Source organism: Anaerococcus hydrogenalis DSM 7454, assembly GCF_000173355.1.
In the GTDB taxonomy this organism is placed as follows: domain Bacteria; phylum Bacillota; class Clostridia; order Tissierellales; family Peptoniphilaceae; genus Anaerococcus; species Anaerococcus hydrogenalis.
Map to the genome: position 1 here is coordinate 1 of NZ_ABXA01000037.1, position 24,883 is coordinate 24,883.

Genomic DNA, 24,883 nt, shown 5'->3' on the forward strand with positions numbered 1-24,883 from the left:
ATTCTTACATAAATAATTTTATTAATGAAAATTTCGATAAAACCCTCTACCACCTATCAGGTGGAGAATTTAAATTTTATATTTGATTTTACTTCTATTTACTGATAAAAATTATACTTATTAGATGAACCTTTTAATGAACTTGACAAAGAAAAAGCAAAATACATAGCGAATCTAATCAAAGATTTAAACAAAAATGGCAAAAAAATAATAATAACCAACCACTATGATTTGGGATTATTTGAAGAAAAAGATATGAAAAAAATAAGGCTATTAGACCATACAGTCTAAATAGTCCCAGTCTGTTGACAAACTAAAAATTTTCCCATTTCGAGCGAACGTAGTGAGTCGAGAAATCTAATGAGATCTCTCCGTGCGTTCGTTTCACTCACTTAGTCGAGATGGTACGTAGCTTAATTTTTATTTAAAATAATTATTATCTACATTCATACTTTGTCTACGCTCTGAGGCTATTAGACCATACAGTCTAAATAGCCCTACCCTTATTTTTTGAATCTAGGATTTTTTCATCTAGATTTTTTAGGGCATCTTCTAATTTTTTTATCATTTTTTCTTTATTTCTCATGTGAGATGTTACTTTTACAAGATTTACTATGTGGCCTGATGAGTAGAGGACATTTCCCGGAACATCTAGATTTTTTAATAATTCTATTTGTTCTTCTAGGTTTTCTCTGTTACTTGTTTCTTTAAAATATCCTTCTTCTCTCATTTTATATAATTTTGAACCTCTTTGTACGTCTGTGCTCATTATAAAAATTCCTATTGGTGGATAGAGGTTTAAAAATTTTGCCGTTTCTCTTGCGTTTTCTTTTGAATTTCCATTTCCTGCAACTCCTTGCATTACTATAGCGTTGTAGGTCATATTGGCATATTTCATTTTCTCTATCCCTTTTTTATAATCTTTTAGATCTGCTCCCTTATCAAGCCAGTCTAGGACTTTTTGATTTCCTGTTTCTACTCCAAACCAAAGCTCATTGTAGCCTTTTTCTCTTAAGAGTTTTAAATCTTCTTTGGTTTTATTTTTCAAATTATAAAAACTGGCATAGGAAGTTATGGTTTTTACTTCTGGTATATATTTGTGGATCAAATCGGCAATTTCTACCAATTTTTGAGTTGAAAGAACGAAAGGATCTCCATTTAATAAATAAATTCTTTCTATTGGCCTTGGATAGGTCATGGAAATTTCCAAAATATCACTTTCTATATCTTTTATAGGAGAAATCCCAAAATTTGTCATATGATACATGGTGCAAAAGGCACACTTGTTGTGAGAACATCCGTAAGTCACTTCTAAAAGTGGAGTATAGGCTTCAAGAGGAGGTCTATAAACTTGTCCTGTGTAATGCATAATACTAAATCCTTTCTAAAAATTCTTCTATTTCTTTTTCTTGGCTTTTGTAGGTTGTTACAAATCTTGCTACGAATTTATCTTCTCTTTTTTCTCCTACTTCAAAATAGGCAAATTCTTCCCATTTTTTTATATCTTCTTTTGAAATTTCTACAAAAACTTGGTTTGAATCAAATTTATAGGCAAGTTTGTAGCCTTTTTCTTCAAATCCTTGAGCCAATTTTTCTGCCATTTGGTAGGCTTTTTTTGCTCCTTTTATATACAAATCATCTTGGAAGAGTCTTTCAAACATCATTCCTGTTACAAATCCTTTGGCAAGCATGGCTCCCTTTTGTTTTTGTAAATTTCTGAAATTTTTCTTCAAATTATCATTTACAATTACAAGGGCTTCGCCGAACATCAGACCGTTTTTGGTTCCTCCAAAATAAAATATATCGCAAAACTTGGTCAAATCTTTAAATTTTAAATCAGATTTTTCATTTGCCATGGCGTGGGCAAGTCTTGCCCCGTCCATAAATAAATATAAGTCGCGTTTTTTACAAAAATCGTAAATTTCTTCCAAATCTTTTTTACTATAAAGTGTTCCAACTTCTGTTGTATTTGATATATAAACTTTTCTTGGGACTGTGTGGTGTTCGTTGGTAAAAGATTTATATTTTTCTTCCAATAATTTTTTGGTTATTTTTCCGTCATTTGTTGGAATTGTTTCAATTTTTATTCCACAAGCCTCAATTGCTCCTGCTTCTTGGTCTTCAATATGTCCACTTGTAGCAGCAATTATAGATTCTTGAGGCATCATTCCTACACTTGCCCCAAGAATATTTGCACCTGTTCCCCCGTGGATAAAATAAATGTCTACATTTTCATCTTCTAATTTTTCTTTGATTAATTTCTCAGCATTTTTGCTATGATCATCAACCCCATATCCTGGATTTATTTGGTCAAGATTTTCTTTTATATAATCTAAAATTTCTGGATAACAAATATCAGAATAGTCATTTCTAAAATTAAACATATCTTCTCCTTATAAAAAACGATTTTCTTATTCTATCATACATTTTTCATAAGTTATTTCCATAACTTCAACTTCTAACAAATGATAAAAGAATAATAAAGCCACTGAGACTAAAATTTTATAAATTTTCATGGCATCTTTAAACAACAAATTAAATTTTCCCAAAGAAAAAACCAAAGCTTTAAACTTTGGTTCAGACTGTTGAAAAAGTATACAAATCCTCATGCTAAGAATATCATACGGAAAAAATTGATTTGATTTCAAATTTAAAAATTCGTTAAAAATCGCACTGTTTGAGCGTTAGCGAGTTTGCGATTTTAGAATTTTGAAATTTAGAAATCAACAATTTTTGAAGTCAGATATTCGTGCTTGAGGGGTTGTATACGCTCTGACCAAAGCTTTAAACTTTGGTTTTAAAATTTGTATTTTTTCATATTATCGCTTGCTATTGCAACTGTAGATATATTGTGCATGAGGGCTGATTGGGTATTTGTTATAAATGAACCCAAGCCTAAGGCGATTAATAGGGTATTGAAAGCTATTATTTTTTCATAATCATTTCTAACTCTTTTATCTACACTTCTTGAAAGTTTTATAAGGTCAACTAATTCTTTTAATGAATCGGTTTTTATGGAAACGTCAGAAATTTCTTTTGCAAGATCTGCTCCTTTAGACATTGAAATTCCTACATCAGCTTGGGATAGGGCAATCGAATCATTAACTCCATCTCCTATCATAATTACTTTTCTTCCCAAATCTTTCATTTTTTTGATATATTCTTCCTTATCTTCTGGAAGAACTTGGGATTTGTAAAAGTCTAGGTCAAGTTTCTTGCTTACAGCTCTTGCAGAATTTTCATTATCTCCTGTTAGCATTGCGATATGAGTAAAGCCTAATTTTCTAAGATTTGAAATAGTTTCTTTTGCATCTTTTCTAATTGGATCATCAATACATAAGACTGCCAACAATTTATTGTCAAAGGCCATAAATAAAAGTGAATATTCTTCTTTTAAAGAATTAATCAAATCCCCTTGGTCTGGGCTTATTTTAATTTTTTCATCTTCCAAAATAAAATGTTCGCTTCCAATTAAGGCTGGTTTTCCATCAATTGTAGATTTTATTCCATGAGCCATTACATATTCAGGCTTGGAGTGCATTTCTTCATGGTGAAGATTTTTCTCCCTAGCTTTTTTTACAACTGCTCTTGCTATAGAATGTGGGAAATGTTCTTCAAGACAAGCAGCAATTCTTAAGGCCTCATCTTCATCAATATCAAAGGAAATTACTCTTTTAACTTCAGGTTCTGACTTGGTCAAAGTCCCAGTTTTGTCAAAAATAATGGTATCTGCCTTTGCTATACTTTCAAAATATTTTCCACCCTTTACAAGGATATTTTCATCTCCTGCTTGGCTTATAGCCTTCATATAAGCTATTGGAATTGTAAGTTTTAAGGCACAAGAATAATCAACCATCAAAAATGATTTTGCTTTTATAAAATTACGAGTCAATAAATATGTTAAACCTGCCCCAATAAAGGAATATTTTACCAAAGAATCTGCCATAGACTCAGCCTTTATTTGTGCCAAGGATTTATTTTTCTCGCTATCTTCAATCAATTTTATAATATGGTTTAATCTAGAATCATCATATTTTTTCTTACTTCTTACAAGAAGGTCTCCCTCTTCAAGGACTGTTCCTGCAAAAACAGATGATTTTTCATTTTTTTCTACAGCCTTAGCTTCTCCTGTAAATGAAGATTCATTAACCATACCAAAACCTTCAACAACTTCTCCATCAACAGGAATTGTTGTTCCCATAGAAACATAAATCAAATCACCAATTTCAACTTCTTTTAAGTGTTTAAAGACTTTTTTGTCTCCATCTTTTACTAAAACTTGATCAATGTTTAGGGCTAGGGAAGATTTTAAATTTAACCTTGATTTTTTCAATGTATAATCTTCAAGCTCTTCTCCCAAAGATAAAAGGGCCATAATACTTGCAGCATCTGCAAATTGACCTGTTACAATTGAAACTGAAATTGCACTTGCATCCAAAAGAGCCACATCCATTTTCCTATTTTTCAAAGATTTTAACCCTTCTTTTACAAAAGGATAAGCCCTTAAAATTGTAAAAAATGGTCTAAGTGGCATTGGCATAATTTTTCCAAAAATTATCCTCTTGTATGCTGCATTTCTTAGTATATGAAAAATTGACTTATCAACTTGTGGGATAAAGTCTGCATCATCAATTTCAAAATCATCCAAAGATTTTAGATCAAAGTCAAGAATAAATCTTGCTATTTCTCCAATATAATCTTCATCGTAATTTATTATAATAGATTTTGAAATCGAGGAAATTTGGCAAAACTTTACACCTTTTATTTTTTCAATTTTGTACTTTAATTTGTTAACGTTAGAATCTTTAAGATAGTCTTCAAACAAAAACCTAGATCTACCGAGGGTTCTAGCCTTTATAGACGCTCTCATCCTAATCCTCTTTAGCTTCTTCTTTTAAATCTTCCTTTATTTCTTCTTTTATTTTCTCTTCAGCTTCTTTTTTAGCTACATTTTCAATATCAAGATTTGCCTTTGCTTCAGCTTCAAGTCTTTCTTCAATTTCATTTTTAACCTTAGCTTCTGCAACTATATCATCAGTTGTAAGCTTAATATTTTCTACAGTTTTATCAACTGCTCCCTTAGCTTTTAGTCCTTGTTGAACTGTAGCTACTGCAGCTTTTTTTGCAAATTTTGATGTAAGAATTTTTCCACCAATTGCTCCTGCTAATACTCCTGCTCCTGCACTTAATATTTTTTTGTTTAACTTAATCATCTCTTCCTCCTATGATTTTAAAATAATTATATCAATTCTATTCTAGCAAAATTTTTTATATTTTAAAAGCTAAAATTTTGATAGTTACAAATAGCTAAAAATATAAAATCTAAAATTTTATATTCTAAAAAGAAGACCTTCGCAAATTTATTTTTTGCAAAAGTCCTCCCTTTAAAAAACAATCAGTCACAATATGGGCATGATTTCTTTTTTGTTTTTTCTTTTTTGCTATGGCAAGTATCTGATGAACAAGAACTTTTTTGTGCACAATCCTTGCATCCAAAATTTGATCCTTCTTTTATAAATCTTGTATAGACAATATAAGAGCAAATGCCCAATATTACTAGCAAAAATATCCATGATTGTAAGTTCATAAAATCATCCCTTTCTATTTTTTACTATTTTCTAGCTAAATTTAATTTATAAGTTCTCTTTTCTTCTTTATATTTAACAGGTCTAAATATTAAGTATAAGATTACTGCTAAAACAATTAAAGAAAGTATTGTCATAATTGAAAATTCTTTATAAACAAAGAAGTTTGCTAAATGATAGAAAACAAAGGCAATAGCATAGGCAAATGTCATTTGATATCCTATCGCAATTAAAGTCCATCTATTGTTGTTCATTTCTGTTTTTATAGCTCCAACTGCTGCAAAACATGGCATACAAAGCATATTGAAAAGTAAGAATGAATATCCAGCAACTGGTGTTCCTATAGCTTGGTTGAAAGCTGTAATTAATTGTCTATTTGTTTCATCAAGATCTGCTCCAATTCCAAGAACAACACCCATTGTTGAAACTACGTTTTCTTTTGCAACGAATCCTGTAATTGTTGCTACTGCTGATTGCCATTGTCCAAATCCTAATGGTTTAAATAAAACTGCTAAATATCCACCTAAAACTGCAAGTATTGAGTTTTCTGATTCAGCTTCTACCAATTTAAATGAGAAGTCGAAGTTTGATAAGAACCAAATAATTATTGATGATACTAAAATTATTGTTCCTGCTCTTTTTACAAAGGCCATTCCTTTATTAAACATATCTCTTAAAACTGAAGTAACTCTTGGTGCGTGATATGGTGGAAGTTCCATAACAAATGGAGCTGGATCTGATGCAAATTCTTTAAATTTCTTTAAAATAATTCCAGAAATTATTACAGAAACTATTCCAATTATATAAAATGAAAATGTCACCAAAGCTTGGTTTTCTTTGAAAAATGCTCCTGCTATCAAGGCAATTACAGGAAGTTTTGCAGAACATGGCATAAAAGATGTAGTTATAATTGTAATTCTTCTATCTCTTTCATTTTCGATTGTTCTTGATGATTGGATTCCAGGAACTGAACATCCTGTACCTATCATTACTGGTATAAATGATTTTCCAGAAAGTCCAAATCTTCTAAATACCCTATCCATTACAAAGGCAACTCTTGCCATGTATCCTATATCTTCAAGAATTGAAAGTTGGGCAAATAATACTAACATTTGTGGTAAGAATCCTAATACTGCACCAACTCCTGATATAATTCCGTCTGTTGCAAGACTAACTAAAACGTCACTGATTCCAATATTTGTTAGAAAATCTGCAACAGCAGGTGTCATTGTATCTTCAAAAAATCCATTTACGGCATCAGTCGCCCCAGTTCCTATAGTTGAAATTGCTATATAATAAATAACAAACATTACAAGGGCAAAAATTGGAAGTCCCAAAATTCTATTTGTAACTATCTTATCGATTTTATCAGTTGTTGAAAGCTTTGGTGGAGCTTTTTTAAGAACTTTTTCTCCAACTTCTCCAAGAGCTTCATATCTTTCAGTAGTTACAATACCTTCAGCTACATCATCTTCTATTTTTTCAAAATCTTCTCTTATCTTATTAATATTTTCTTTCTTATCAGATGATAAAGAAATATTTTCAAACATATCTTCATCATTTTCAAAGGCCTTGATTGACAAATATCTTTCAAGTTTAGAATCAACAGATCCAGAAATTTCACTAGAAATTTTTTCCAAAGCTTCTTCTAATTCTCCAGAATATTTTAAAGGATTTGGTAAAGATAATTTATTTTCTGATTTTACAATCTCATTTATTAAGTCCTTTGTACCTTGTTTTTTGCTAGCAACAATTTCTACAACAGGACAACCCAAAATTTTAGAAAGATTATCTTTATCAATAACATCGCCGTTTGATTTTACTATATCCATCATATTCAAGGCAATAATTGTTGGAATTCCAAGTTCAATTAATTGGCTTGTAAGATATAAGTTTCTTATAAGATTTGATCCATCAACAAGATTTACAATAAGGTCAGGTCTTTGGTCAACCAAATATCCTCTTGAAACAACTTCTTCCATTGTATAAGGGGAAAGTGAATAAATTCCTGGTAAATCTTGGATAATAATATCCTTGTGTCCTTTTAATTTTCCTTCTTTTTTATCAACTGTAACTCCTGGCCAGTTTCCTACTCTTTGGCTTGAACCTGTAAGTTCATTAAAAAGAGTGGTTTTTCCTGAGTTAGGGTTACCAGCTAAAGCAACCGTATAAGCCATCTATTCCTCCACTATTATATTTTTTGCATCTTCTTTTCTAAGAGTCAATTCATAACCACGTAAATTAACTTGGATAGGATCTCCTAATGGGGCTATTTTTCTTACATAAACCTCAGTTTTTTTTGTAATCCCCATGTCCATAATTCTTCTTATGGTAGCTCCATCTCCTTTGATTTTTTTAATAACAGCACTTTCTCCTACTGCTACATCTTTTAAAGATTTCATTAATTTATCTCCTTAACATATATTCTCTTAGCTAGATCTTTGTTTAGTGCATATTTACTATTATCAACCATAATAATATAATTTACTCCATCAAAGAAAAATAATTTAATTGTCTTTCCCTTTACAAAACCTAGATTTGATAAGTGAGTTTTTATCTCATCATCTCCTTTGATTTTTATAACTTCTGCTTCTTGTCCATTATTTAATAAGGTAATTGGCATCTGTTCCTTCTTTCTATAATTAATTAGTTCGACTATTACTATAACAAATTTGATATAATGGCTTATAAATGTGATTTTTTTATAATAATATTCAATATCAGCAATCTCTCAAAAAAAAGAAAACCAGCTTAAGCTAAACTGGGCAATTATTATATTTGAGTTAATAATAGTTTATGTAAAAAACAATGATAAAAATTATCACTATCTTCATTTATGATTATACAACCAATTTATGATAGTGAATATCATTATATTGGTTTTTATTTTTTTATTTTACAATATTTATAAAAAATTTCTGGTTTTTTCTTTGTTTGGAAAAATTTATATAGCTTTACCCTTTAAAAATAAACCTTATTAATAATATTTAAAAAAATAAGGACTTTATTATTTTTTATGTTTATTACAATTTTTTGTCATAATCTTTCAATTTGAAAATTACTTTATAAAATTTTTTTTATTTTTAAAATAAAAGAAAAGAGGTCTTAGTGAAAATTTAATTCTTGTATAAAACCATTTAATAATTCCCATTTAAATAAGATAAAAAAAGCCTCCTAAGGCTTTTTATTCCAACTTATCTTAATTATTATCGAGAAATCTCAAAACTTTTTCATAGCTCTTTAAATCCACCTAAAAGCTTATACATTTTGTGCTTTTCTAATAATTTTAAGTATACTTATGCCATATCAAACACAATCACCCAGTTAAGATAGGTTTTAGCCTAATTTTTTATAAATAAATTAAAAACTGACTTTTCTATACTAGCTACTTATATTTCAATTTTTTTTGGCATTTTAAATTTTTTTCAGCTTATATAGGCTAGAAATTTATTTTATTGGAAATACTGAGCAAAATACTACCCCATCTCCCAAGTGAACTCCTATTACTGGGGTTACGTCTATTATTTTAAAGTCTAGGGCTTTTTTAATTTCTTTTTCTAGTCCTTCTTTTAATATTTCTATTTCATCTTCGCTGTCTGCCCCGCCTATTATAATTTGGTAAGAGTCGTATTTTTTACATAATTTTTGTATGTATTTTATTAATTCCTTGTAGGATTTCTTTTTCCCTGTCACTTTTTTTCTTAATTTTATTTCCCCATCTTCTATGCACAAGACAGGTGAAAAGGAAATTAAATTTGCAAGTTTAACTAGGGTTTTTGGCAGTCTTCCCCCTCTTTGCAAGGCATCTAGATTTTTTACAACTCCTGTTACATTTGCATATTTTAGGTTATCTAGACTTTTTTTGTAGATTTCATCAAGTCCTAGGCCATTTTTTGCATATTCTGATGCTTTTATTACTGGATAAATTGCTGCAATTGTTGCTGTATATGAGTCTATTACTTTAACTTTCGCATCTTTTCTTTTTTCTAGAAACTCATCTTTCATAAGCTCCATCATTTGGTTCATTCCTGAAAATTTTTTACTTATGGAAAAAACCAGAAAATTCCTATAGCCTTTTTGGTATTCATTTTCTAATAATTTTAGAAATTCTCCTGGTCCTGGCGTTGATGTTGTTACTCTTTCCTTGCTTTCTTTGTATTTTTTTAAGAAATCTTCCCTGCTTAATTCGTATAGGTCTGTATAGGACTTGTCTTTGAAATTTATTTTAAAAGGAAGAATTGATATATCGTATTCTTTTGCCATTTCAAGGTCTATATTGCACCCTGAATCTGCTATTATTTTTACTTTTTCCATTACTTCTCCATTTTTTTCTTTTCAAATTCTCAATTTTTCTAAACTATACTGTTTCAAATTTTTAAAACAATTTTATTAAGAATATTTTACTTAATTTTTTGCATAATTTTAAAAATAAATGCTTGATTTTTCATAAATCTATAGTATTATAAAATTATAAAGCTATGATGTGGAAAAGTAAGCTAGATGAATTTTTAGAGAAGCATTGGCTAGTGAAAAATGTTAAGGATTCTAGTATGAAAAATCACAAGCTCCTAAGGATTTTGAAAGATTTATGTAATCAATATTTTCCTCCATATTAGTTCCCGAAAACCTGTCATTATATAAAAGATGTTGCCATTGTCTTACCATGCCCAAAGTTTTATTCTTCATAACAACGGTTATAACTTTTATATTGTTATTTACTGCTGTAATAATTTCATTGAAATTCATATTAAAAGACCCATCTCCCGTTATCAAAACAACATTTCTATCAGGATTTCCAACTTTAGCTCCCATTGCTGCCCCATAACCAAATCCCATAGTTCCAAGTCCACCACTTGTCAAAAAAGACCTGGGTTTGGTTCTTCCACAATATTGGGCTGTCCACATTTGGTGCTGGCCAACATCTGTTACAAAAATCATATCCTCTCCCAAAGTTTTGGAAATATATTTTATAACTTGGTGGGGTTTTATCTTATCCTTACTATCTACCGGCCTATAATCTTCTTTTCTAAGCTCATTTATATGATCAAGCCAGTCACGCCTTTCTTTTTTTTCAATTTTTGATAAAAGAGCATTCAAAACTTCCTTAACATCTCCCACAAGCTTGTAGTCTGCGTAAATATTTTTATCAATTTCTGACTTATCAATGTCGATATGGATTATTTTTGCATTTTTTGCAAATTTTTTGGTATTTAAGGCAACCCTATCAGAAAACCTAACTCCGCAAGCTATCAACAAATCACATTCAGCAATGGCGTTGTTGGTGGAATATTTCCCATGCATTCCAAGCATGCCAAGATTTAATTCATCCTCATATCCCAAAACTCCAATTCCCATAATTGTGTTACAGGCAGGAATATTTGAAAGCTTGATTAATTTTCTCAACTCCTTAAAACTTTCTGATGCAGTAACTCCCCCACCTGAATAAATGATTGGTTTTTTTGAAGAATTTATGCAATTTGCAATTTCTAAAATCTCATCTTCATTGACTTGGTCTTTTTTTTCTTCTTTTAAGCTTTCCTTTTTTTCATAGTTACAAAGCTCTGCCATGATATCGCTTGGGATATCAATCAAAACCGGTCCCTTTCTTCCAGAATTTGCAATCATAAATGCCCTTCTTATAGTATCTTGGAGAAATTTTACATCCCTTACTATAAAATTATGTTTGGTAATTGGCATTGTTATTCCCATTATGTCAATTTCTTGGAAAGAATCCTTGCCCAAAAGTTTTCTTCCAGCATTTCCAGTTATACAAACCAGGGGAATTGAATCCATAAAGGCCGTTGCAATTCCTGTTACAATATTTGTAGCTCCAGGCCCTGATGTTGCCAAAATTAGGCCAACTTTTCCAGTCGATCTTGCATAGCCATCAGCTGCGTGGGCTGCCCCTTGCTCGTGGCTGGTCCTTACAAGTTTTAACTTATCTTTGTAATCATAAAGAGCATCAAAAACTTGGATAACAGAACCACCAGGATAGCCAAAAATTGTATCAACACCTTCATCAATCAAGGTTTTTACTATTATTTCTGCCCCTCGTATTTTCATAAAAGCTATTCCTTTCTAAAATTTCTAACACATTTGTAAAACTAACTTATCCCTTTTAAAAAACCCAATAAAAAAAGTCCCTTGTCTAATGACAAAGGACGAATTATCGCGGTACCACCTTTTTTCTTATTTTTTGTATAAAAATAAGCTCTCAAACATCTAACAATGCAGGGTTACGATAACGCCAACCACGGCGGCAAATCTTACTTTAAGTTCAGATTAACATAAGAAAAAGGATTTTCAAGCTCATTTTAAATATAGGTTTCCACCAACCACCTACTCTCTGTGATTCTCCATGACTTTACTCTTTTTTTCTAATAATTTAATAATGTTTTAAAATGTTAATAATATGATAGTCTCTTTGTAAAATTTTGTCAAATCTTTTTTGAAAATTTTACGAATATTTTCTATAATTATTGAAAATTAGAATTCTAAAATATAAAATAATAGGTAAAATTAAAATCCTCTTGCAAAAAGATAGAAAAAATTTAATTCTAAATTTTCATGAGGATTTATAGATTAAGATTTTTTATCTTCTATTTTTTCATCCTGATTTTTTTCAAATTCAAAAACCTTCCTAACTTCCAAAAAAGTTCCAATCATCATTGAAACTACTGGTCCCACAAGAGCTCCAAGTCCTGGAGATAGGAAAACCATAAAAGATACGCTTATTAAAATTGTTAAAAATGGATTAAGACCGATTGACCTTCCCAAAATTATTGGTTCTATAACTTGTTTAATTATAAAGGTTAGGGCAAATAAAATTCCAAGAGAAAATCCAAGTTTCATATTTCCCATAAAAATTTCTATAATAGCCCAAGGAATCATAACCATGCCTGCTCCCAAAACTGGAAGTAAGTCCACAAGGGCTATTAAAAGAGCGATTAATATAAAATATTTTATTTTTAAAATCCCAAGTCCAATAGCCAAAACCACAAAATTTATTATAGATGAAATTATAAGAGCCCTTAATAAGTCCTTTAGACCAAGACCAGCCTCTTTTAAATATTTTTTCAAAAATTCTTTTTTCATATTATATCCTTTCAAACACTTCAAATTGGGTATTTATATTATACTAATAATAAAAATTTGAACAATTTGTTCAAAAAAGAGGTGTGTATGAAAAAAATTTTGAAAATTTTCCTAAGCCTAGTAGGAATTTTCTTATTAGGATTTTTGATCCTCTTATCCTATCTTTGGATTAGAGAATATAGGCCAGAAAAAATTGAGGATGTAAAAGTATATGGTAAGGGAGAAGATATTCCAGAAATTGGCAAAAATTATAGGGTTATGACTTGGAATATAGGCTATGGAGGCCTTGATAAGGATACGGACTTTTTTATGGATGGAGGTCAAATGGTTTTTCCAATAAATAAAAATCACGTAGAAAAATCAATCGACCATATAATTTCTACCAGCAAAAATATAAATGCTGACATAAAATTATTTCAAGAAGTAGACTATGATTCTAAAAGGTCTTTTCACATAAATCAAGTGGATAAATTAAGGGAAAATTTCTTGGGCTCATCAACTTTCGCCCTAAACTTTAAAACAGATTTTATCCCCTACCCAATCCCACCAATGGGAAAAGTCCAATCGGGCATAATGACTCAAACTGCTTTTAAAATAAAAAAATCGAAAAGATACCAACAAGAAATCCCCCACAAGTTTCCAACAAGACTTGTAAACTTAAAAAGAGCCTTTAATCCATCCTATATTGACATCAAAAACTCGGATAAGAAACTTGTAATAGTAAATGTCCACCTTGATGCCTACGAATCAGGAAATAAAGGGAGAGTCGCCCAAACAAAAGAAATAATAGATTTTATAAACAAAGAATATAAAAAAGGAAATTATGTTTTAGTTGGAGGAGACTTTAACCAAGAACTTTCAGCAAAATTCAAAAAACTCCCAGAAGGAATTTGGAACCCAAGTCCCTTCCCAAAAGAAATGTTGACAAAAAATATAAAACTTTACTATGACAAAAATGGAAAAACATCTGTAGTAAATGATAAGCCCTACACAGGAAAAGACGCCTACCTTTCAACTATAGATGGATTTTTGGCAACAGATAATATCAAAATAAAAACCATAAAAACCCAAACAAAAGAAAATTTCCAATACTCCGACCACAACCCAGTTGTGATGGAATTTGTATTAAAATAAAAATAATATAAAAGCCTTGATAATTTCTATCAAGGCTTTTATAAATTCTAAATTATTCCCTTATCTTTCAAATAATAATAAATCCCATCCTCATCAACGCTTTTGCAAACATCATAGGAAACTTTTTTCAAATCCCTTGACCCATTTGCCATACAAATTCCATATCCAACAGCCTCAAACATCTCCAAATCATTATTACCATCACCAAAAGCAAGGCACTCATCCTTTTTTATCTTATAATAAGATAAAATCTCCTCAACGCCCTTGCCCTTGCCGCCATTTTTGGGAATCAAATCAACAGCCCTATCCCACCAGGCTGTAATTTTTGTAGAAGAAATATTTTCCATTGCCCTCTCATATTCATTTGCACTAATAGGCAAAATCGCTTGAAAAATATCATCATTTTCAATAATATCTTCAAAATCATCATAAACTTTAGGCTGACTGCCACCAAAAGAAAAATACTTCTCTAAATCAAAATTTGTCCCATTGCAGGCATAAAGATCCCTAGTAGCAATTGCCATAGGCTTATCCATGTCCTTAGAATTTTCCATCAAGGTGAAAATATCATCTTTAGAAAGGGGATTTTTAAAAATATCTTCCTTATCATTAAAAATCAACGACCCATTAAAACTCAAATAAGCATCAAAAGAAATTCCAGAAAAATCAGGAAGTTGGATAGGAGACCTGCCCGTTGCCACACAAATTTTTATCCCATTTTCCTTAAGTTTTCTCAAAGAAAGAGCAGTTTTTTCAGAAATCCCCTCCTTATCCAAAGAAATCATAGTCCCATCAATATCAAAAAATACCATCTTTATTTTTTCATTATTACTCCTAACTTTTTTAAAATAAAAATACACCCAAAATATTTATTATATTAAAATTTCAAAAATCAAAATATGGTCTAAACACCTATATAATAACATATAAAAAAAAGACATAGGATACAAATCCTACATCTTCAAATAAAAAATTAAATAAACTTAACAGTTTCATCAAGATCTTTTTTCTTAAAATGATTTTCCAAAGGCCCTACTCCATCATTTGCATATCCCAAATCAATCATAGCAAGAACTTTTTCATTTTCAGACAAAGAAAATTTCTCACTTGCCTTATCAGGATCAAAAAAATTAACCCAACAAGAATCCACCCCAAGACTTGCCGCAGCCAAAATCATATGACTTGCAACAATAGAAGCATCCTCAGCCCCAGAATTATATTTTCCACCAGGATAAACAAAAGCCTCACTCTCATCATAGGCCACAAGAAGAACAAGAGGAGCCTTGTACCTACATGGAGTTAAATCATCAACTTTTAAAAGTGCCTTTTCAGATTTACAAACTTAAATTCTTTGAATCTGATTGTTCTTAGCAGTAGGAGCAAACCTTCCAGCCTGAAGAATAAGATCAAGCTTCTCATCTTCCACCTTTTTATCAGAAAAACTTTTACAAGAAAAACGATTCTTAACAAGTTCAATAAATTCCATAAATTTTCCTTTCTAATTAATAATTAACCTTTAAAGATTAATTTAAAAACCATTTAAATATATCATACCTTAATAAGAGAAAATATATAATTTCTCAAATACTTTATCACTTACATAATTAATCAAGGTCTTTTAGTTGTATTTTTTACGTTCTAAGCTATAAATTTCAATACATCAAATGCCAATAATCAACAAGGGCAGTTTACTAAAAATGCTAATCCTGATTTATTTCAATACATCTAATGTTATTAATCAACTAATAAGTATGGACTACCAGCAGGATATTATTCTTTATTTCAATACATCTAATGTTATTAATCAACCCGAGGAGCATATTTACTATTTGCTACATAACAACAAATTTCAATACATCTAATGTTATTAATCAACAACAACTTTAAGATACATAGACAGTAAAATAAATATTCAATACATCTAATGTTATTAATCAACCCAAGATTGGACAAGGTTGGAATTAGAATTAAAAGGATTTCAATACATCTAATGTTATTAATCAACTTTTACCAATATTTAAAATTGCATTCCATGTGTTATATTTCAATACATCTAATGTTATTAATCAACTTTAAAGAATTAGCAGCCCCTTGTCCTATAGCCATTTCAATACATCTAATGTTATTAATCAACGTGATGGAGTTGTTTTATTTTACAGTATGGCTGAATTTCAATACATCTAATGTTATTAATCAACGACTGTACCATTTTATCCATTTGTGAAGACACAATTATTTCAATACATCTAATGTTATTAATCAACACGGGGGTGTGAATTACAAAATAATGAAATACAAACTATTTCAATACATCTAATGTTATTAATCAACAACAACTTTAAGATACATTGATAGTAAAAATGATATATTTCAATACATCTAATGTTATTAATCAACCAATGTAAAATAAACAATTATTTTACTCTTATATTCTAAGTATACCCTTTTTCTAATATCTTTAGTTTTTTTACCAGCTATTTTAGTTTTTTTGTTTTGTTTATTTCTAGGGTTTTTTATAATTCTGCTGGGAATTATAGAATAAAATCTTCTCCTAGTGATTTATATTTTCCTATTGTTTCTTCTTCGAAGCTTTCTTTGTTGTACATTTTTATTATTGTTACAAAGTCTTCTTCTTTTTTTATCACTTTTTTGATTTCTCTTTTTAGAGAAATAATTTTTGATGGGCTTATTTCTCCTCTAAATACTGAATTTTGATGGTGATTTAAATATTTTTTGCAAATTTTAAATACTTTGTTTACTCTTTTTTCTCCAACATCATAGAATAGAAATATATAATTATAATTTTTTCCCATTAATATTTCCTTTCTAATAAATAAGGTTCGAATTCTTTGTCTTCTAGTATATATTTTATTAATTTATAGCAATCTAACTTTATTTGTGTTTGATAGCTCATATTTCTTTTTAATTTTTCATTTTTAAATTTTGTTTCTATTCTTTTTTCAAAGGCTGCTATAAATATTTTCTTACCTTCATCATTTAGTATGCAGTAATTTTGATCTTTTAAAAAATGATCTTCTACCCTAATTTTTCTATTGTTTACCAAATCAAATATTGTTTTAAATACTAATATAGGTTTAAAGGCCTCGCACATATCTAGGGAAAGAGAAAATCTTGATTCGCTTGGTTCGTGCAAATAACTTATGGCTTGATTTAAGTGGGTTCTGTAGATTGCTGTTATGGTTTTTGTGTATAAAAGTGAATTTCCAAATGATATTAGGGCATTTATTGGATTATCTGGTGGTCTTCTTACTCTCTTATTTAAAATAAAATCTTCATTTAGAAAATATTTGAAAGAATCGTAAAATCCTTGCCAAATTTTTCCTTCTATATATAAAATTTGTTTGATATCATTCGATTTTTCAAGCTCTTTTGGGATTTCATTTTTTAAGTAATCAAGGAAAGTTTTCACTTCTTTTTTGTCATGTTTATAGTAGTGGTAAAGAACTTGATATATATTTTTCCCTATAGCTCCTACAATTTTTTTAGCTATTTCTATTCTTTTTTCCTTGTAGGCATCTACTTGTTTTACTAAAAGTTTTCCGCTTATGTATTTTTCTCTTGGATAAAATGTTCCTGAATAATTGCCATAATAATTGAAAAAATGTAGAACTATATGCTTACTTGCAAGAAAATCTAATAATTTTGTATTTATCGTAGTCTCGCTTAGTATATAAAGCTCTCTTATGCTTTCTATTGGTATATAAACATTTTTTCCCTTTACCCTATAAACTAAAGAATTATCTTTTCTTTTTATTTGTCCATCTGTTAAAAGATATTTTGTTTTTCCCATATTCCCACCTAAATCTTGCAATATTCATAATAAGCACACTTTGTACATCCCTTAATTTTTTTGAATTTTGGAATCTCTTCTTTTGAAATAAATACTTCTATTTCTTTAATTAATTTTTCGACTTCTTTTTCTTTTTTATCATCTAAGTCCAAATATTCTATTTTTTTGCCTTGATTGTTTTCAACAAATTCCAATTTTCCTTTTTTGATTATTCCTTTTTGCTTTAAAATATAGAGATAATAGTAAAGTTGCCATCTGGCAGCTTCTTTGTCTGCATCTGATTTTTTGATTTCTACCAAATATTTATCTGTAATTTTATCAACTACTATATTGTCTATTTTTATTTCAGCATTTTTCTTATTTTCACTTTTATTTAGGTGGATTTCTTTTCCAATTTTTACAAGTTCGCTGTTATCTTCAAAATTTAATTTGTTGGCAAACAAATAGCACTGTCTTTTGCAATGAAAATAATAATTTATTATTGTTCCATTCATATTATGTCTCCAAATTCATCATTTTCATCTTTATAATTTAATCTTTCCTTGTAAATATATCTTTCCCCGTCTTCTATATAAACAAGATTTCCTATTATATAGTTTGCTGTTTGTATATATTTTAAAAAATCTCTTTTTGAAATTCTATAGATAAAGTCTGACATTTGGGCTTTCTTTTCTGAAAGTTTTACAATTTTTTCGCTATAATCCATGTCTTTATTTTCAATAAGCTTTACGTATTGATTCCACATTTCAGATCCATTTATTTCTTTTCCACCTATCTTTAAATTTCTATTTAAAAATAGATCAAGATTTTGCCTCTTATCATCAATTAATTCCATGTGTTTTGATATTTTTTCGAAATTTAATTTAATAAGGTCTTTTTCAAAATTTATATAGGCATATTCGTCCCTATCATTTTTTGCTTTTTGTAATTTTAGAGTAAAATATCTGGAAAAATCTTTTGTTTGGAGATCTTTTCTTCTGTCCTTATTTCTCAGAGTCAAAATATCTTGGGCATTTTTATAAATTTTCTTTTCATCTGCCATATCAAAAAAATATGCTACAGCATCATTTTTTAAAGCTGACCTTCCAATTCTTCCCAAAAATTGTTCCTCGTTTTCAAGCATGGATATATCTTTGTAGCCAATGTCCATATCAATATCAACTCCAGCTTCTACAACCTGACTTGCAATTAATATGGTTTTTTTCTTAATTTCTCCACTTATTTGTCCAATAACTTGAGCTTTTCTTCTCAAATTATCATCACCTGTTAAGATTAAAATATTATACTTTTCAAAAAATTCTTCCTCATTTAAAATTTTAAAGAAATTTTCCGCGTCTTTTTTTCTTATAAATTCAACCAATATCTTTTGGTGATTTCCTATATTTTCTTTCATATGATTTAAAAGATGATCATAGTCAATCTTTCCCAAATCCAACAAATCATAGTTTATTTTAACCCTATTTTTAAACAAAGGCTCATCAAAAATTTCTCTTGGATTTTTAATCAATTTTCCTATATTCTTCTTTTTATCATCATCTAACAAAGCCGATAAATCTGGAAGAGTTGCCGACATAATAATTATTTTTAAATTAAAAGTCTTGGCATAAATTTCCAACATTTCTATAATTTCATTCCACAAATCCTCCCTATAGGCTTGGATTTCATCCAAAACAATTACAGAATTTGCAATTTGATAAAGACCGAAAATATTTTTTCTTTTATTTGAAAAAAGCGTATTAAAAAGCCCTACATTAGATGTAATTATAAAAGGAGAATGAAGAAATTGTCTATCGAGGAGAGATTTTATATAATAATCCCAATCTTTCATAAAATCATCATTGTCACTTTTTCCAATAGGTGTTATTGAATTTATTATAGAAATATTTTCTTCAATACTGGTTTTTTTATAATATTTTAATAGAGTATTTTTATTTTGTTCCACCAAGGTATTAAAAGGATAGGCATAAATTATTTTATCAATCTGATCATTTAATAATTTATAAGATAAATTCATAGCAGTATTAGATTTGCCAGAACCCGTAGGAGCTTCTAGGAAAAATATATTCTTATCTCTTTCCTCTTCTAAATTTTTTTCTGCATTTAGAAAAATTTTTGCCCTAAGATCATTTATATTTTCTTTTTTCTCATAAGACTTGTTTTTTTGGCTTTGTCTAATATTTTTTATGAGTTTTGAATTATTGTATATTTTTATAAGGTTATTTTGGTCAATTTTGGGAAGCTTTGTCTTATATCCATTCATATAATCAGTTGTAGCATAAAAGTCAGATGCAACTAAAACAGAATATATTAGTCTTGTGTAGATGTATATTTCTTTTGATTTTGATTTTTTGAAATCTATATAGGAAGAATCCATATCAAAATCATAGACTAGATCCATAATTTCATTTGAAATTTCCTCAAAATTATCAAAAAATTCTTCCCTTATATTATTATCTTTTCTTAAATATCTTAAAGTTTTATAAAATTTACTTCTTTCATCAATAAATAAATCAAAAAAATTATGACTTTCATATGAAAAGTCTGATAAATCACTATGGTGTCTTGAAATTATGAAGGCATTTAAAAAATAAGATAATAAAATTTTTCTTTTAATTCATCATCTATTTCTAAATTTCTAATTTTTCCTACAAAATTGTAAACATAAATAAATGATGAAAGTATAGAATGCTCTCCTTCTATTCCTAAATCTATAAGATCTATTTCAAAATTTTTTAATTTATTTCTTTGAAATCTCGAATTTATCTTTCCCAAATCGTGAAATAGTATTACAGAATCTATTAAATCTTTAAAATATGTATATCCTTCCCTTTCATCAAAAATACTTAGGAAAAATCTTTCAAAGACTTTTCCCAAGTTTTTTTCATCTATAATCTTTTTATAATATGCAAAAGTTTTATTAATATGATCTTCTAATTTTTCTTTATTATTTCCTACTCCTTCTATGTGACCTAGGTATTTATCTGGATTTTTAACTATAAAATCAAGTTTCATAAATTCCTTCTTCGCTGTAAAATACAAGTTTTAACTTATTATCATTATCTTCAAATATAACATTTTTATCTGTTTTTTTTCTAACTTCTCCATTACTTGCCAAGGTTTTTTTTCTTATATATCTTTCAGTATCCTCTTCTAAGAAAAATGGAAGATTTTCCTCGTATTTATAAATCTTACTTTTTAATCTCAGTTTGAAATCATCTGACCAAAAAAGAGAATCAATAATATTTTCATCACTTTTTTCTATATCAACAATTTCACAATCACTAATATTTGCCATGTGATCATTTGTTCCAAGATAAGGAGTAAAAGTTGTTTTTTTATCTAAAATATATTCTTTTATCAATTCACTTTGGTCATTATCTAATAAAATATAAATTAGCCATGAAGGATTTTCTAGCCAAACTTGTTTTACTATTAGATTTCCTCCTTCTTCATTTGATGCAAAGGCTGTGGAGTTATTAAAAGCTTGTAATTTTCTATCAAAAACTCCATTATTTCCCTCAGAAACTACAGAAATTTTAAGGTCTCTTAATTTTTTATAAAATTCAGGATATTTTTCCCTATCCTTCTCATTATAGCCCTTATATCCAAGAGTTGCTCCCAAAAGTCCAAGAAGAGCGACTCTATGAATTTGTCCATAAGTATAATATAGATAAGTATTTACATCTGGCTGTTTAAAAAAACCTGTTTTTCCACTTAATCTAAATCTCAAAGCTTTCATATTAAGCCTCGATTTTTTCTCTTGTGTATATATTATAAATTTCTATATTATCTGGAAAATCAACCAAGTCTATTTTTTCATTATCATAATAAACTTGAATTTTTTCTATATCATCTCTTTTTTCTATAATAGATTTTCCTGTAAAAATTATCTTATCTTTTGAATTTTCTTCAGAACTTTTTTCAAATTCAATGTAATTTGCAAGACTTGGAAGATAGGCATCTAATTTTGTTTCAACAAACATTGAAAATTCATTATTTGCTCCTTCTTTCGCATTTGTTGCATAGGAAGTTGCCGAATCAATTGCGGCTAACTTAAATTTCTCATAATCTTCTTCGCTATATCCTTCTGTAACTCCTAATTTTTTATAATCATCATAAGCCTTTGGATTTATTACAAAAGAATAGAAATAATGAGCTTCATCTGATACAATTTTATTTCCCAAAGTAGAATTTTGAGCATCTTCTCCTGGTTTATTTTTTTCTTTAGCATTAGGATCTCTAAAAGGAGATAAAATTTGCTGAACTTGAGCCCTGCTATCTTCATATTTGTTCATTCCTTGAGAAATTTGTACAGCTCCAGTTATAGAAATATTATTTCCTTTTTCTGCAAATGTAGCTCCAAAATTTTTTACATCTGTTGCTGAAAATAAGTTGGTCAAAATTTTTTCAGATTCACCAGATTTAATTTCTGTATCAAAAACTTGTTCATACCTTTCCTTTAAAGTTCTAGGCATCAAATTTCCTTTATTTCCTATAGTATAACTTTTTATATAAACTACTTTTTCGCCTTGTTCAGACCATTTTTTCTTCATCGTGTATTTTAAAGCCTTATCTGATCCGAAAATTTCACCAGAAGACAAAGATTTTGGGAATCCAGAAAAATCTGCATTCCAATTTGCCATTTTTGATCCTATACCAATAATTCCATAAACTCTTTTGTTAAGCTCTGTCATTTTCTTCTCCTTCACTTAGTTTTTTTCCATAAAGATATGATTCATCTAAAAAACCTGCTATTATCCACTTATCATCAGCCTTTTTCTTTTCAAATTTATAAACAAGAATTTGACTTACAGCCCTATTAAGCCTTATATCCTTAGCACTAATATTGTGGGCATAAGTTACAAGCAAGTGTTTCAAATTTTCAATTATTCTAGAAATTTTTTGTTCTCCCAAGAAATTTCTAATAAAGGTTAAATTTTTATCGCCAATATTTGAATAATTAAGCAATTTTCTCAAAACTTGGCCAAGGGCAAACAAAATTTCTTCGTCACCTTCAAGGGAAATTTCTCCAGCTGATTCTAATTTCTTTTTCATATTTTCTTGAAAGTCCATATAATTTTCCTCCTTATTTTCATAATATTCTTTCAAAGACAAATAATAATTAAATTGGGTAATAGCCTTGGTATTATAAGCATTTGTAAGAGAATACTTAATAGAATCATCTAAAATCCTATCTAAAATCCTAACTACTTCTTTATTTTTATTATTTATTATGGCCAATTCCAAGCTCTTCCCATAATTTAAAATTATCATTTTAAAATTCAATTCTTTTATATTCAAATTCTCCAAATTATACTTATTTCTTTGGTAATAATTATAGAAAAAAACTGAATCTATTTTATTTAAAAGTGTCTTCTTTTCAGTAACAAGACCGTATTTTTCTTCTCTTTTAGAAAAATCATCTGCCTTAGCATTTTCTGGCAAATATTCTTCAATATATTGGTTAATTTGAATTTCTATATCATCAAAATCATTCGAATAAATATTATAATCTAAAATAGCTGCTTCATTTTTTTCAGGATACAAGAACAATTCAAATCCCATAAAGTTCTTATTTTTTTCAAAACTTATTTCTTCATTTCCTGTATTAAAATATATTTTCTTGTATCCCCTTTTTACACTTGAAGAAAGGTAAGAGAAAAATAAATTTTGTAACTTTGCCATATCTGCACTTATTAAATAAGGTTGTTTTACCTTTCTAGATAAATTTTCCAAATAAGGTTTTTTATCATTTATTCCTAAATTATCATCAGAAACTCCGTAAGTTTTGCCATTTACTTCTATATTATATTTATTCTTATTAAATAAATTGGTAAGCAAATACCTATCTTGCTCTCTTTGGTAAGCTTTTTTTGTTTTTTCTTCATCTTCATAGACAAAAAATATTTTAAAATAATCTTTTGAACTTATATCAATATCAAATAATTCCTTCTTGTCAATATTTTCAATAAGCCATTTTTCTATTTTTTCGGCTTCTTCTACATTTACAGGTCCTAATTTTTCCTCATTTTCCAAATAAAGGCTTTTTGCTCTTTTATCCTTATATTTTTTGAGTGGATTTTTTAAAACCGAAAAATATCTTTCAATAGCCTCCTTATTAACCTTATCTTCATAAGAATTTTCCTTGAAGAAAAAACTATAATAAGTAGAACTATGGATTGTTTTTTTATTATCAATACTTTTATTCATGTTTAAGAGATTGGAATTAAAATCCAAATCTCTAATAAAAGAAAAATTTAATGGTTGATTTTCAATTTTCTTTTCTTTTTTGTCATATTTAATTTTAAAACTTGGGCTAAGCTCCCAAGGACTTTCTTCTTTCATAGTAACAAGATAATATTTACCGTCTTTGGGAATATATCCTCTAAAAACCATAGCAGGATCCTCATCCAAATTTTTCTTAAAAATCTCCAAACATTCTTCTAGCACATTATCACCTCCTAAATTAAATATTTATAGCCCAAAAATCCTGCCCCATAAGCTGCATTTTCGCTAAAGGTCACACCAAGTGCAAAATAGGCTAGGTCTTGACTTCTCTTATCCATATTAATTTCAAGTTCAAGCTTATCGCCCAAAAGTTTTATGTTTTTAAATTTAAAAGCGATTGGCTCTTCATTTAAAAATTTAAGGCTAGTATAAAATTTCCCCTCTTCTACTTTCTCATCAACAAAATATTTGTATTTTTTTATTAAATTATCTGTGAATCTCTTTTCAAATTCTTCTAAGGTCAAATTTTCCTTCCAATATCCGAAGTCATTTTTGATAACTACAGGATTTAAGGTAAATAATTTTGAAATAGGTGATTTTGGAATTATCCTAACATCAACAGTTAAGTTTTTGAAAACCTTATCCTTATAATCAGAAAAACCATTCAAAATATAATTTACAAATTCTTCATCAACCGACCTAATTCTGTACTGGTAAACCATATTTTTTTTGTAGAACTTTTTTATTGGATATAGATTGTCGTGGCAATAGGACTTATAATTTTTCGCTTTATGCATATTAAGAAATTTTTCATCTTCTGATAAATAAGAAATTATTGACTTAGAAATAAATTCCAAAGAATCACAACTATCAATATCTTCTAATAAAAATGTTCTAATTTTTAGTTCATATACTTTCATTTTTTCATCTCCTTTCATAAGAAATCATAGTATTTGTTAACTTATTGTATATTTGTAATATCATCAGTTTAAATCTATTATTTTTACATTACATGTTATTAATTAATCTT

22 protein-coding genes, 1 pseudogene, 1 CRISPR repeat array and 1 other annotated feature are annotated in these 24,883 nt (G+C 28.6%); of the genes and pseudogenes, 1 reads left to right on the forward strand and 22 read right to left on the reverse strand.

Annotated features, from left to right (window positions below):
• Window positions 1–487: 487 nt before the first annotated feature.
• The 11 genes from ANHYDRO_RS06520 to ANHYDRO_RS06565 form a co-directional block, all read right to left on the reverse strand.
• Window positions 488–1,369, reverse strand: a complete 882-nt coding sequence (locus ANHYDRO_RS06520) for a radical SAM protein (protein ID WP_004814769.1) — start codon at window positions 1,367–1,369, stop codon at window positions 488–490.
• A 4-nt stretch (window positions 1,370–1,373) separates the two neighbouring features.
• Window positions 1,374–2,384: a threonine aldolase family protein gene (locus ANHYDRO_RS06525; protein WP_004814770.1), complete on the reverse strand. Its 1,011-nt coding sequence runs from the start codon at window positions 2,382–2,384 to the stop codon at window positions 1,374–1,376.
• A gap of 413 nt (window positions 2,385–2,797) precedes the next feature.
• Window positions 2,798–4,870 (reverse strand): heavy metal translocating P-type ATPase, encoded by a 2,073-nt coding sequence (locus tag ANHYDRO_RS06530; RefSeq protein ID WP_004814775.1) that lies wholly within the window; start codon window positions 4,868–4,870, stop codon window positions 2,798–2,800.
• A gap of 1 nt (window position 4,871) precedes the next feature.
• The gene (locus tag ANHYDRO_RS06535) at window positions 4,872–5,213 is read right to left on the reverse strand and encodes a DUF6110 family protein (protein WP_004814778.1); all 342 of its coding nucleotides are present in this window, start codon (window positions 5,211–5,213) and stop codon (window positions 4,872–4,874) included.
• A 182-nt stretch (window positions 5,214–5,395) separates the two neighbouring features.
• Window positions 5,396–5,587 carry a hypothetical protein gene (locus ANHYDRO_RS09730; RefSeq protein WP_102198204.1) on the reverse strand — a complete coding sequence of 64 codons (192 nt, stop codon included), beginning with the start codon at window positions 5,585–5,587 and terminating at the stop codon, window positions 5,396–5,398.
• Window positions 5,588–5,611: 24 nt separating this feature from the next.
• A complete protein-coding gene (gene feoB, locus ANHYDRO_RS06540) occupies window positions 5,612–7,762 on the reverse strand; it encodes a ferrous iron transport protein B (RefSeq protein WP_004814781.1) in 2,151 nt (716 codons plus the stop codon).
• Window positions 7,763–7,987 carry a FeoA family protein gene (locus ANHYDRO_RS06545; protein ID WP_004814784.1) on the reverse strand — a complete coding sequence of 75 codons (225 nt, stop codon included), beginning with the start codon at window positions 7,985–7,987 and terminating at the stop codon, window positions 7,763–7,765.
• Window positions 7,987–8,208, reverse strand: a complete 222-nt coding sequence (locus tag ANHYDRO_RS06550) for a FeoA family protein (protein ID WP_004814786.1) — start codon at window positions 8,206–8,208, stop codon at window positions 7,987–7,989. The genes ANHYDRO_RS06545 and ANHYDRO_RS06550 overlap by 1 nt, the downstream gene beginning before the upstream one ends.
• An 824-nt stretch (window positions 8,209–9,032) precedes the next feature.
• Window positions 9,033–9,899: a DegV family protein gene (locus tag ANHYDRO_RS06555; protein WP_004814788.1), complete on the reverse strand. Its 867-nt coding sequence runs from the start codon at window positions 9,897–9,899 to the stop codon at window positions 9,033–9,035.
• Between the two features lie 231 nt (window positions 9,900–10,130).
• Window positions 10,131–11,648 carry a biosynthetic-type acetolactate synthase large subunit gene (gene ilvB, locus ANHYDRO_RS06560; protein ID WP_004814790.1) on the reverse strand — a complete coding sequence of 506 codons (1,518 nt, stop codon included), beginning with the start codon at window positions 11,646–11,648 and terminating at the stop codon, window positions 10,131–10,133.
• Between the two features lie 91 nt (window positions 11,649–11,739).
• Window positions 11,740–11,974: a binding site (T-box leader), on the reverse strand.
• A gap of 193 nt (window positions 11,975–12,167) precedes the next feature.
• Complete coding sequence (locus ANHYDRO_RS06565; RefSeq protein WP_004814792.1) at window positions 12,168–12,680, reverse strand: AI-2E family transporter; 513 nt, start codon at window positions 12,678–12,680, stop codon at window positions 12,168–12,170.
• A gap of 87 nt (window positions 12,681–12,767) precedes the next feature.
• On the opposite strand from ANHYDRO_RS06565, the gene ANHYDRO_RS06570 reads away from it, so the two are divergent.
• The gene (locus ANHYDRO_RS06570; RefSeq protein ID WP_004814794.1) at window positions 12,768–13,814 is read left to right on the forward strand and encodes an endonuclease/exonuclease/phosphatase family protein; all 1,047 of its coding nucleotides are present in this window, start codon (window positions 12,768–12,770) and stop codon (window positions 13,812–13,814) included.
• A gap of 47 nt (window positions 13,815–13,861) precedes the next feature.
• On the opposite strand, the gene ANHYDRO_RS06575 is transcribed toward ANHYDRO_RS06570, so the two are convergent.
• The 11 genes and pseudogenes from ANHYDRO_RS06575 to ANHYDRO_RS06620 all read right to left on the reverse strand — a co-directional run bounded on the left by ANHYDRO_RS06575 (window position 13,862) and on the right by ANHYDRO_RS06620 (window position 24,773).
• On the reverse strand, window positions 13,862–14,626 hold the full coding sequence (locus tag ANHYDRO_RS06575) for a Cof-type HAD-IIB family hydrolase (protein WP_039914299.1): 765 nt from the start codon (window positions 14,624–14,626) through the stop codon (window positions 13,862–13,864).
• 161 nt (window positions 14,627–14,787) lie between these two features.
• Window positions 14,788–15,300 (reverse strand): annotated as a pseudogene (locus ANHYDRO_RS06580) (nitroreductase family protein).
• Between the two features lie 163 nt (window positions 15,301–15,463).
• Window positions 15,464–16,211: direct repeats of the CRISPR family, unit length 30 nt; unit sequence ATTTCAATACATCTAATGTTATTAATCAAC.
• Window positions 16,212–16,345: 134 nt separating this feature from the next.
• Entirely contained in the window at window positions 16,346–16,627 is a 282-nt protein-coding gene (gene cas2 / locus ANHYDRO_RS06585; protein ID WP_004814801.1) for a CRISPR-associated endonuclease Cas2, read from the reverse strand.
• Window positions 16,627–17,625 carry a type I-B CRISPR-associated endonuclease Cas1b gene (gene cas1b, locus ANHYDRO_RS06590; protein WP_039914302.1) on the reverse strand — a complete coding sequence of 333 codons (999 nt, stop codon included), beginning with the start codon at window positions 17,623–17,625 and terminating at the stop codon, window positions 16,627–16,629. The genes cas2 and cas1b overlap by 1 nt, the downstream gene beginning before the upstream one ends.
• Window positions 17,626–17,633: 8 nt before the next feature.
• The gene (gene cas4 / locus ANHYDRO_RS06595; RefSeq protein WP_004814804.1) at window positions 17,634–18,119 is read right to left on the reverse strand and encodes a CRISPR-associated protein Cas4; all 486 of its coding nucleotides are present in this window, start codon (window positions 18,117–18,119) and stop codon (window positions 17,634–17,636) included.
• Window positions 18,116–20,023, reverse strand: a complete 1,908-nt coding sequence (gene cas3 / locus ANHYDRO_RS06600) for a CRISPR-associated helicase Cas3' (RefSeq protein ID WP_004814806.1) — start codon at window positions 20,021–20,023, stop codon at window positions 18,116–18,118. Before cas3 ends, cas4 begins: the two co-directional genes overlap by 4 nt.
• A 182-nt stretch (window positions 20,024–20,205) precedes the next feature.
• Window positions 20,206–20,637 carry a CRISPR-associated endonuclease Cas3'' gene (locus ANHYDRO_RS10750; protein ID WP_004814808.1) on the reverse strand — a complete coding sequence of 144 codons (432 nt, stop codon included), beginning with the start codon at window positions 20,635–20,637 and terminating at the stop codon, window positions 20,206–20,208.
• Window positions 20,627–21,364, reverse strand: a complete 738-nt coding sequence (gene cas5b, locus ANHYDRO_RS06605) for a type I-B CRISPR-associated protein Cas5b (protein WP_004814809.1) — start codon at window positions 21,362–21,364, stop codon at window positions 20,627–20,629. Before cas5b ends, ANHYDRO_RS10750 begins: the two co-directional genes overlap by 11 nt.
• 1 nt (window position 21,365) lies before the next feature.
• A complete protein-coding gene (locus ANHYDRO_RS06610; protein ID WP_004814812.1) occupies window positions 21,366–22,319 on the reverse strand; it encodes a type I CRISPR-associated protein Cas7 in 954 nt (317 codons plus the stop codon).
• Window positions 22,306–24,075, reverse strand: a complete 1,770-nt coding sequence (locus ANHYDRO_RS06615; RefSeq protein WP_004814814.1) for a hypothetical protein — start codon at window positions 24,073–24,075, stop codon at window positions 22,306–22,308. The genes ANHYDRO_RS06610 and ANHYDRO_RS06615 overlap by 14 nt, the downstream gene beginning before the upstream one ends.
• An 11-nt stretch (window positions 24,076–24,086) precedes the next feature.
• The gene (locus ANHYDRO_RS06620) at window positions 24,087–24,773 is read right to left on the reverse strand and encodes a CRISPR-associated endoribonuclease Cas6 (RefSeq protein WP_039914307.1); all 687 of its coding nucleotides are present in this window, start codon (window positions 24,771–24,773) and stop codon (window positions 24,087–24,089) included.
• Between the last annotated feature and the right edge of the window lie 110 nt (window positions 24,774–24,883).

What these genes read in the sequence shown, in the direction of transcription:
- ANHYDRO_RS09730 (WP_102198204.1), bottom strand. Translation starts at nt 5,587, where the DNA reads ATGAACTTACAATCATGGATATTTTTGCTAGTAATATTGGGCATTTGC.
- feoB (WP_004814781.1), bottom strand. Translation starts at nt 7,762, where the DNA reads ATGGCTTATACGGTTGCTTTAGCTGGTAACCCTAACTCAGGAAAAACC.
- cas1b (WP_039914302.1), bottom strand. Translation starts at nt 17,625, where the DNA reads ATGGGAAAAACAAAATATCTTTTAACAGATGGACAAATAAAAAGAAAA.
- cas3 (WP_004814806.1), bottom strand. Translation starts at nt 20,023, where the DNA reads ATGGATCTAGTCTATGATTTTGATATGGATTCTTCCTATATAGATTTC.
- cas4 (WP_004814804.1), bottom strand. Translation starts at nt 18,119, where the DNA reads ATGAATGGAACAATAATAAATTATTATTTTCATTGCAAAAGACAGTGC.
- ANHYDRO_RS06550 (WP_004814786.1), bottom strand. Translation starts at nt 8,208, where the DNA reads ATGCCAATTACCTTATTAAATAATGGACAAGAAGCAGAAGTTATAAAA.
- cas5b (WP_004814809.1), bottom strand. Translation starts at nt 21,364, where the DNA reads ATGAAAGCTTTGAGATTTAGATTAAGTGGAAAAACAGGTTTTTTTAAA.
- ANHYDRO_RS06610 (WP_004814812.1), bottom strand. Translation starts at nt 22,319, where the DNA reads ATGACAGAGCTTAACAAAAGAGTTTATGGAATTATTGGTATAGGATCA.
- ilvB (WP_004814790.1), bottom strand. Translation starts at nt 11,648, where the DNA reads ATGAAAATACGAGGGGCAGAAATAATAGTAAAAACCTTGATTGATGAA.
- ANHYDRO_RS06535 (WP_004814778.1), bottom strand. Translation starts at nt 5,213, where the DNA reads ATGATTAAGTTAAACAAAAAAATATTAAGTGCAGGAGCAGGAGTATTA.
- ANHYDRO_RS06545 (WP_004814784.1), bottom strand. Translation starts at nt 7,987, where the DNA reads ATGAAATCTTTAAAAGATGTAGCAGTAGGAGAAAGTGCTGTTATTAAA.
- ANHYDRO_RS06620 (WP_039914307.1), bottom strand. Translation starts at nt 24,773, where the DNA reads ATGAAAGTATATGAACTAAAAATTAGAACATTTTTATTAGAAGATATT.
- ANHYDRO_RS06520 (WP_004814769.1), bottom strand. Translation starts at nt 1,369, where the DNA reads ATGCATTACACAGGACAAGTTTATAGACCTCCTCTTGAAGCCTATACT.
- ANHYDRO_RS06575 (WP_039914299.1), bottom strand. Translation starts at nt 14,626, where the DNA reads ATGGTATTTTTTGATATTGATGGGACTATGATTTCTTTGGATAAGGAG.
- ANHYDRO_RS06570 (WP_004814794.1), top strand. Translation starts at nt 12,768, where the DNA reads ATGAAAAAAATTTTGAAAATTTTCCTAAGCCTAGTAGGAATTTTCTTA.
- ANHYDRO_RS06530 (WP_004814775.1), bottom strand. Translation starts at nt 4,870, where the DNA reads ATGAGAGCGTCTATAAAGGCTAGAACCCTCGGTAGATCTAGGTTTTTG.
- ANHYDRO_RS10750 (WP_004814808.1), bottom strand. Translation starts at nt 20,637, where the DNA reads ATGAAACTTGATTTTATAGTTAAAAATCCAGATAAATACCTAGGTCAC.
- cas2 (WP_004814801.1), bottom strand. Translation starts at nt 16,627, where the DNA reads ATGGGAAAAAATTATAATTATATATTTCTATTCTATGATGTTGGAGAA.
- ANHYDRO_RS06555 (WP_004814788.1), bottom strand. Translation starts at nt 9,899, where the DNA reads ATGGAAAAAGTAAAAATAATAGCAGATTCAGGGTGCAATATAGACCTT.
- ANHYDRO_RS06525 (WP_004814770.1), bottom strand. Translation starts at nt 2,384, where the DNA reads ATGTTTAATTTTAGAAATGACTATTCTGATATTTGTTATCCAGAAATT.
- ANHYDRO_RS06565 (WP_004814792.1), bottom strand. Translation starts at nt 12,680, where the DNA reads ATGAAAAAAGAATTTTTGAAAAAATATTTAAAAGAGGCTGGTCTTGGT.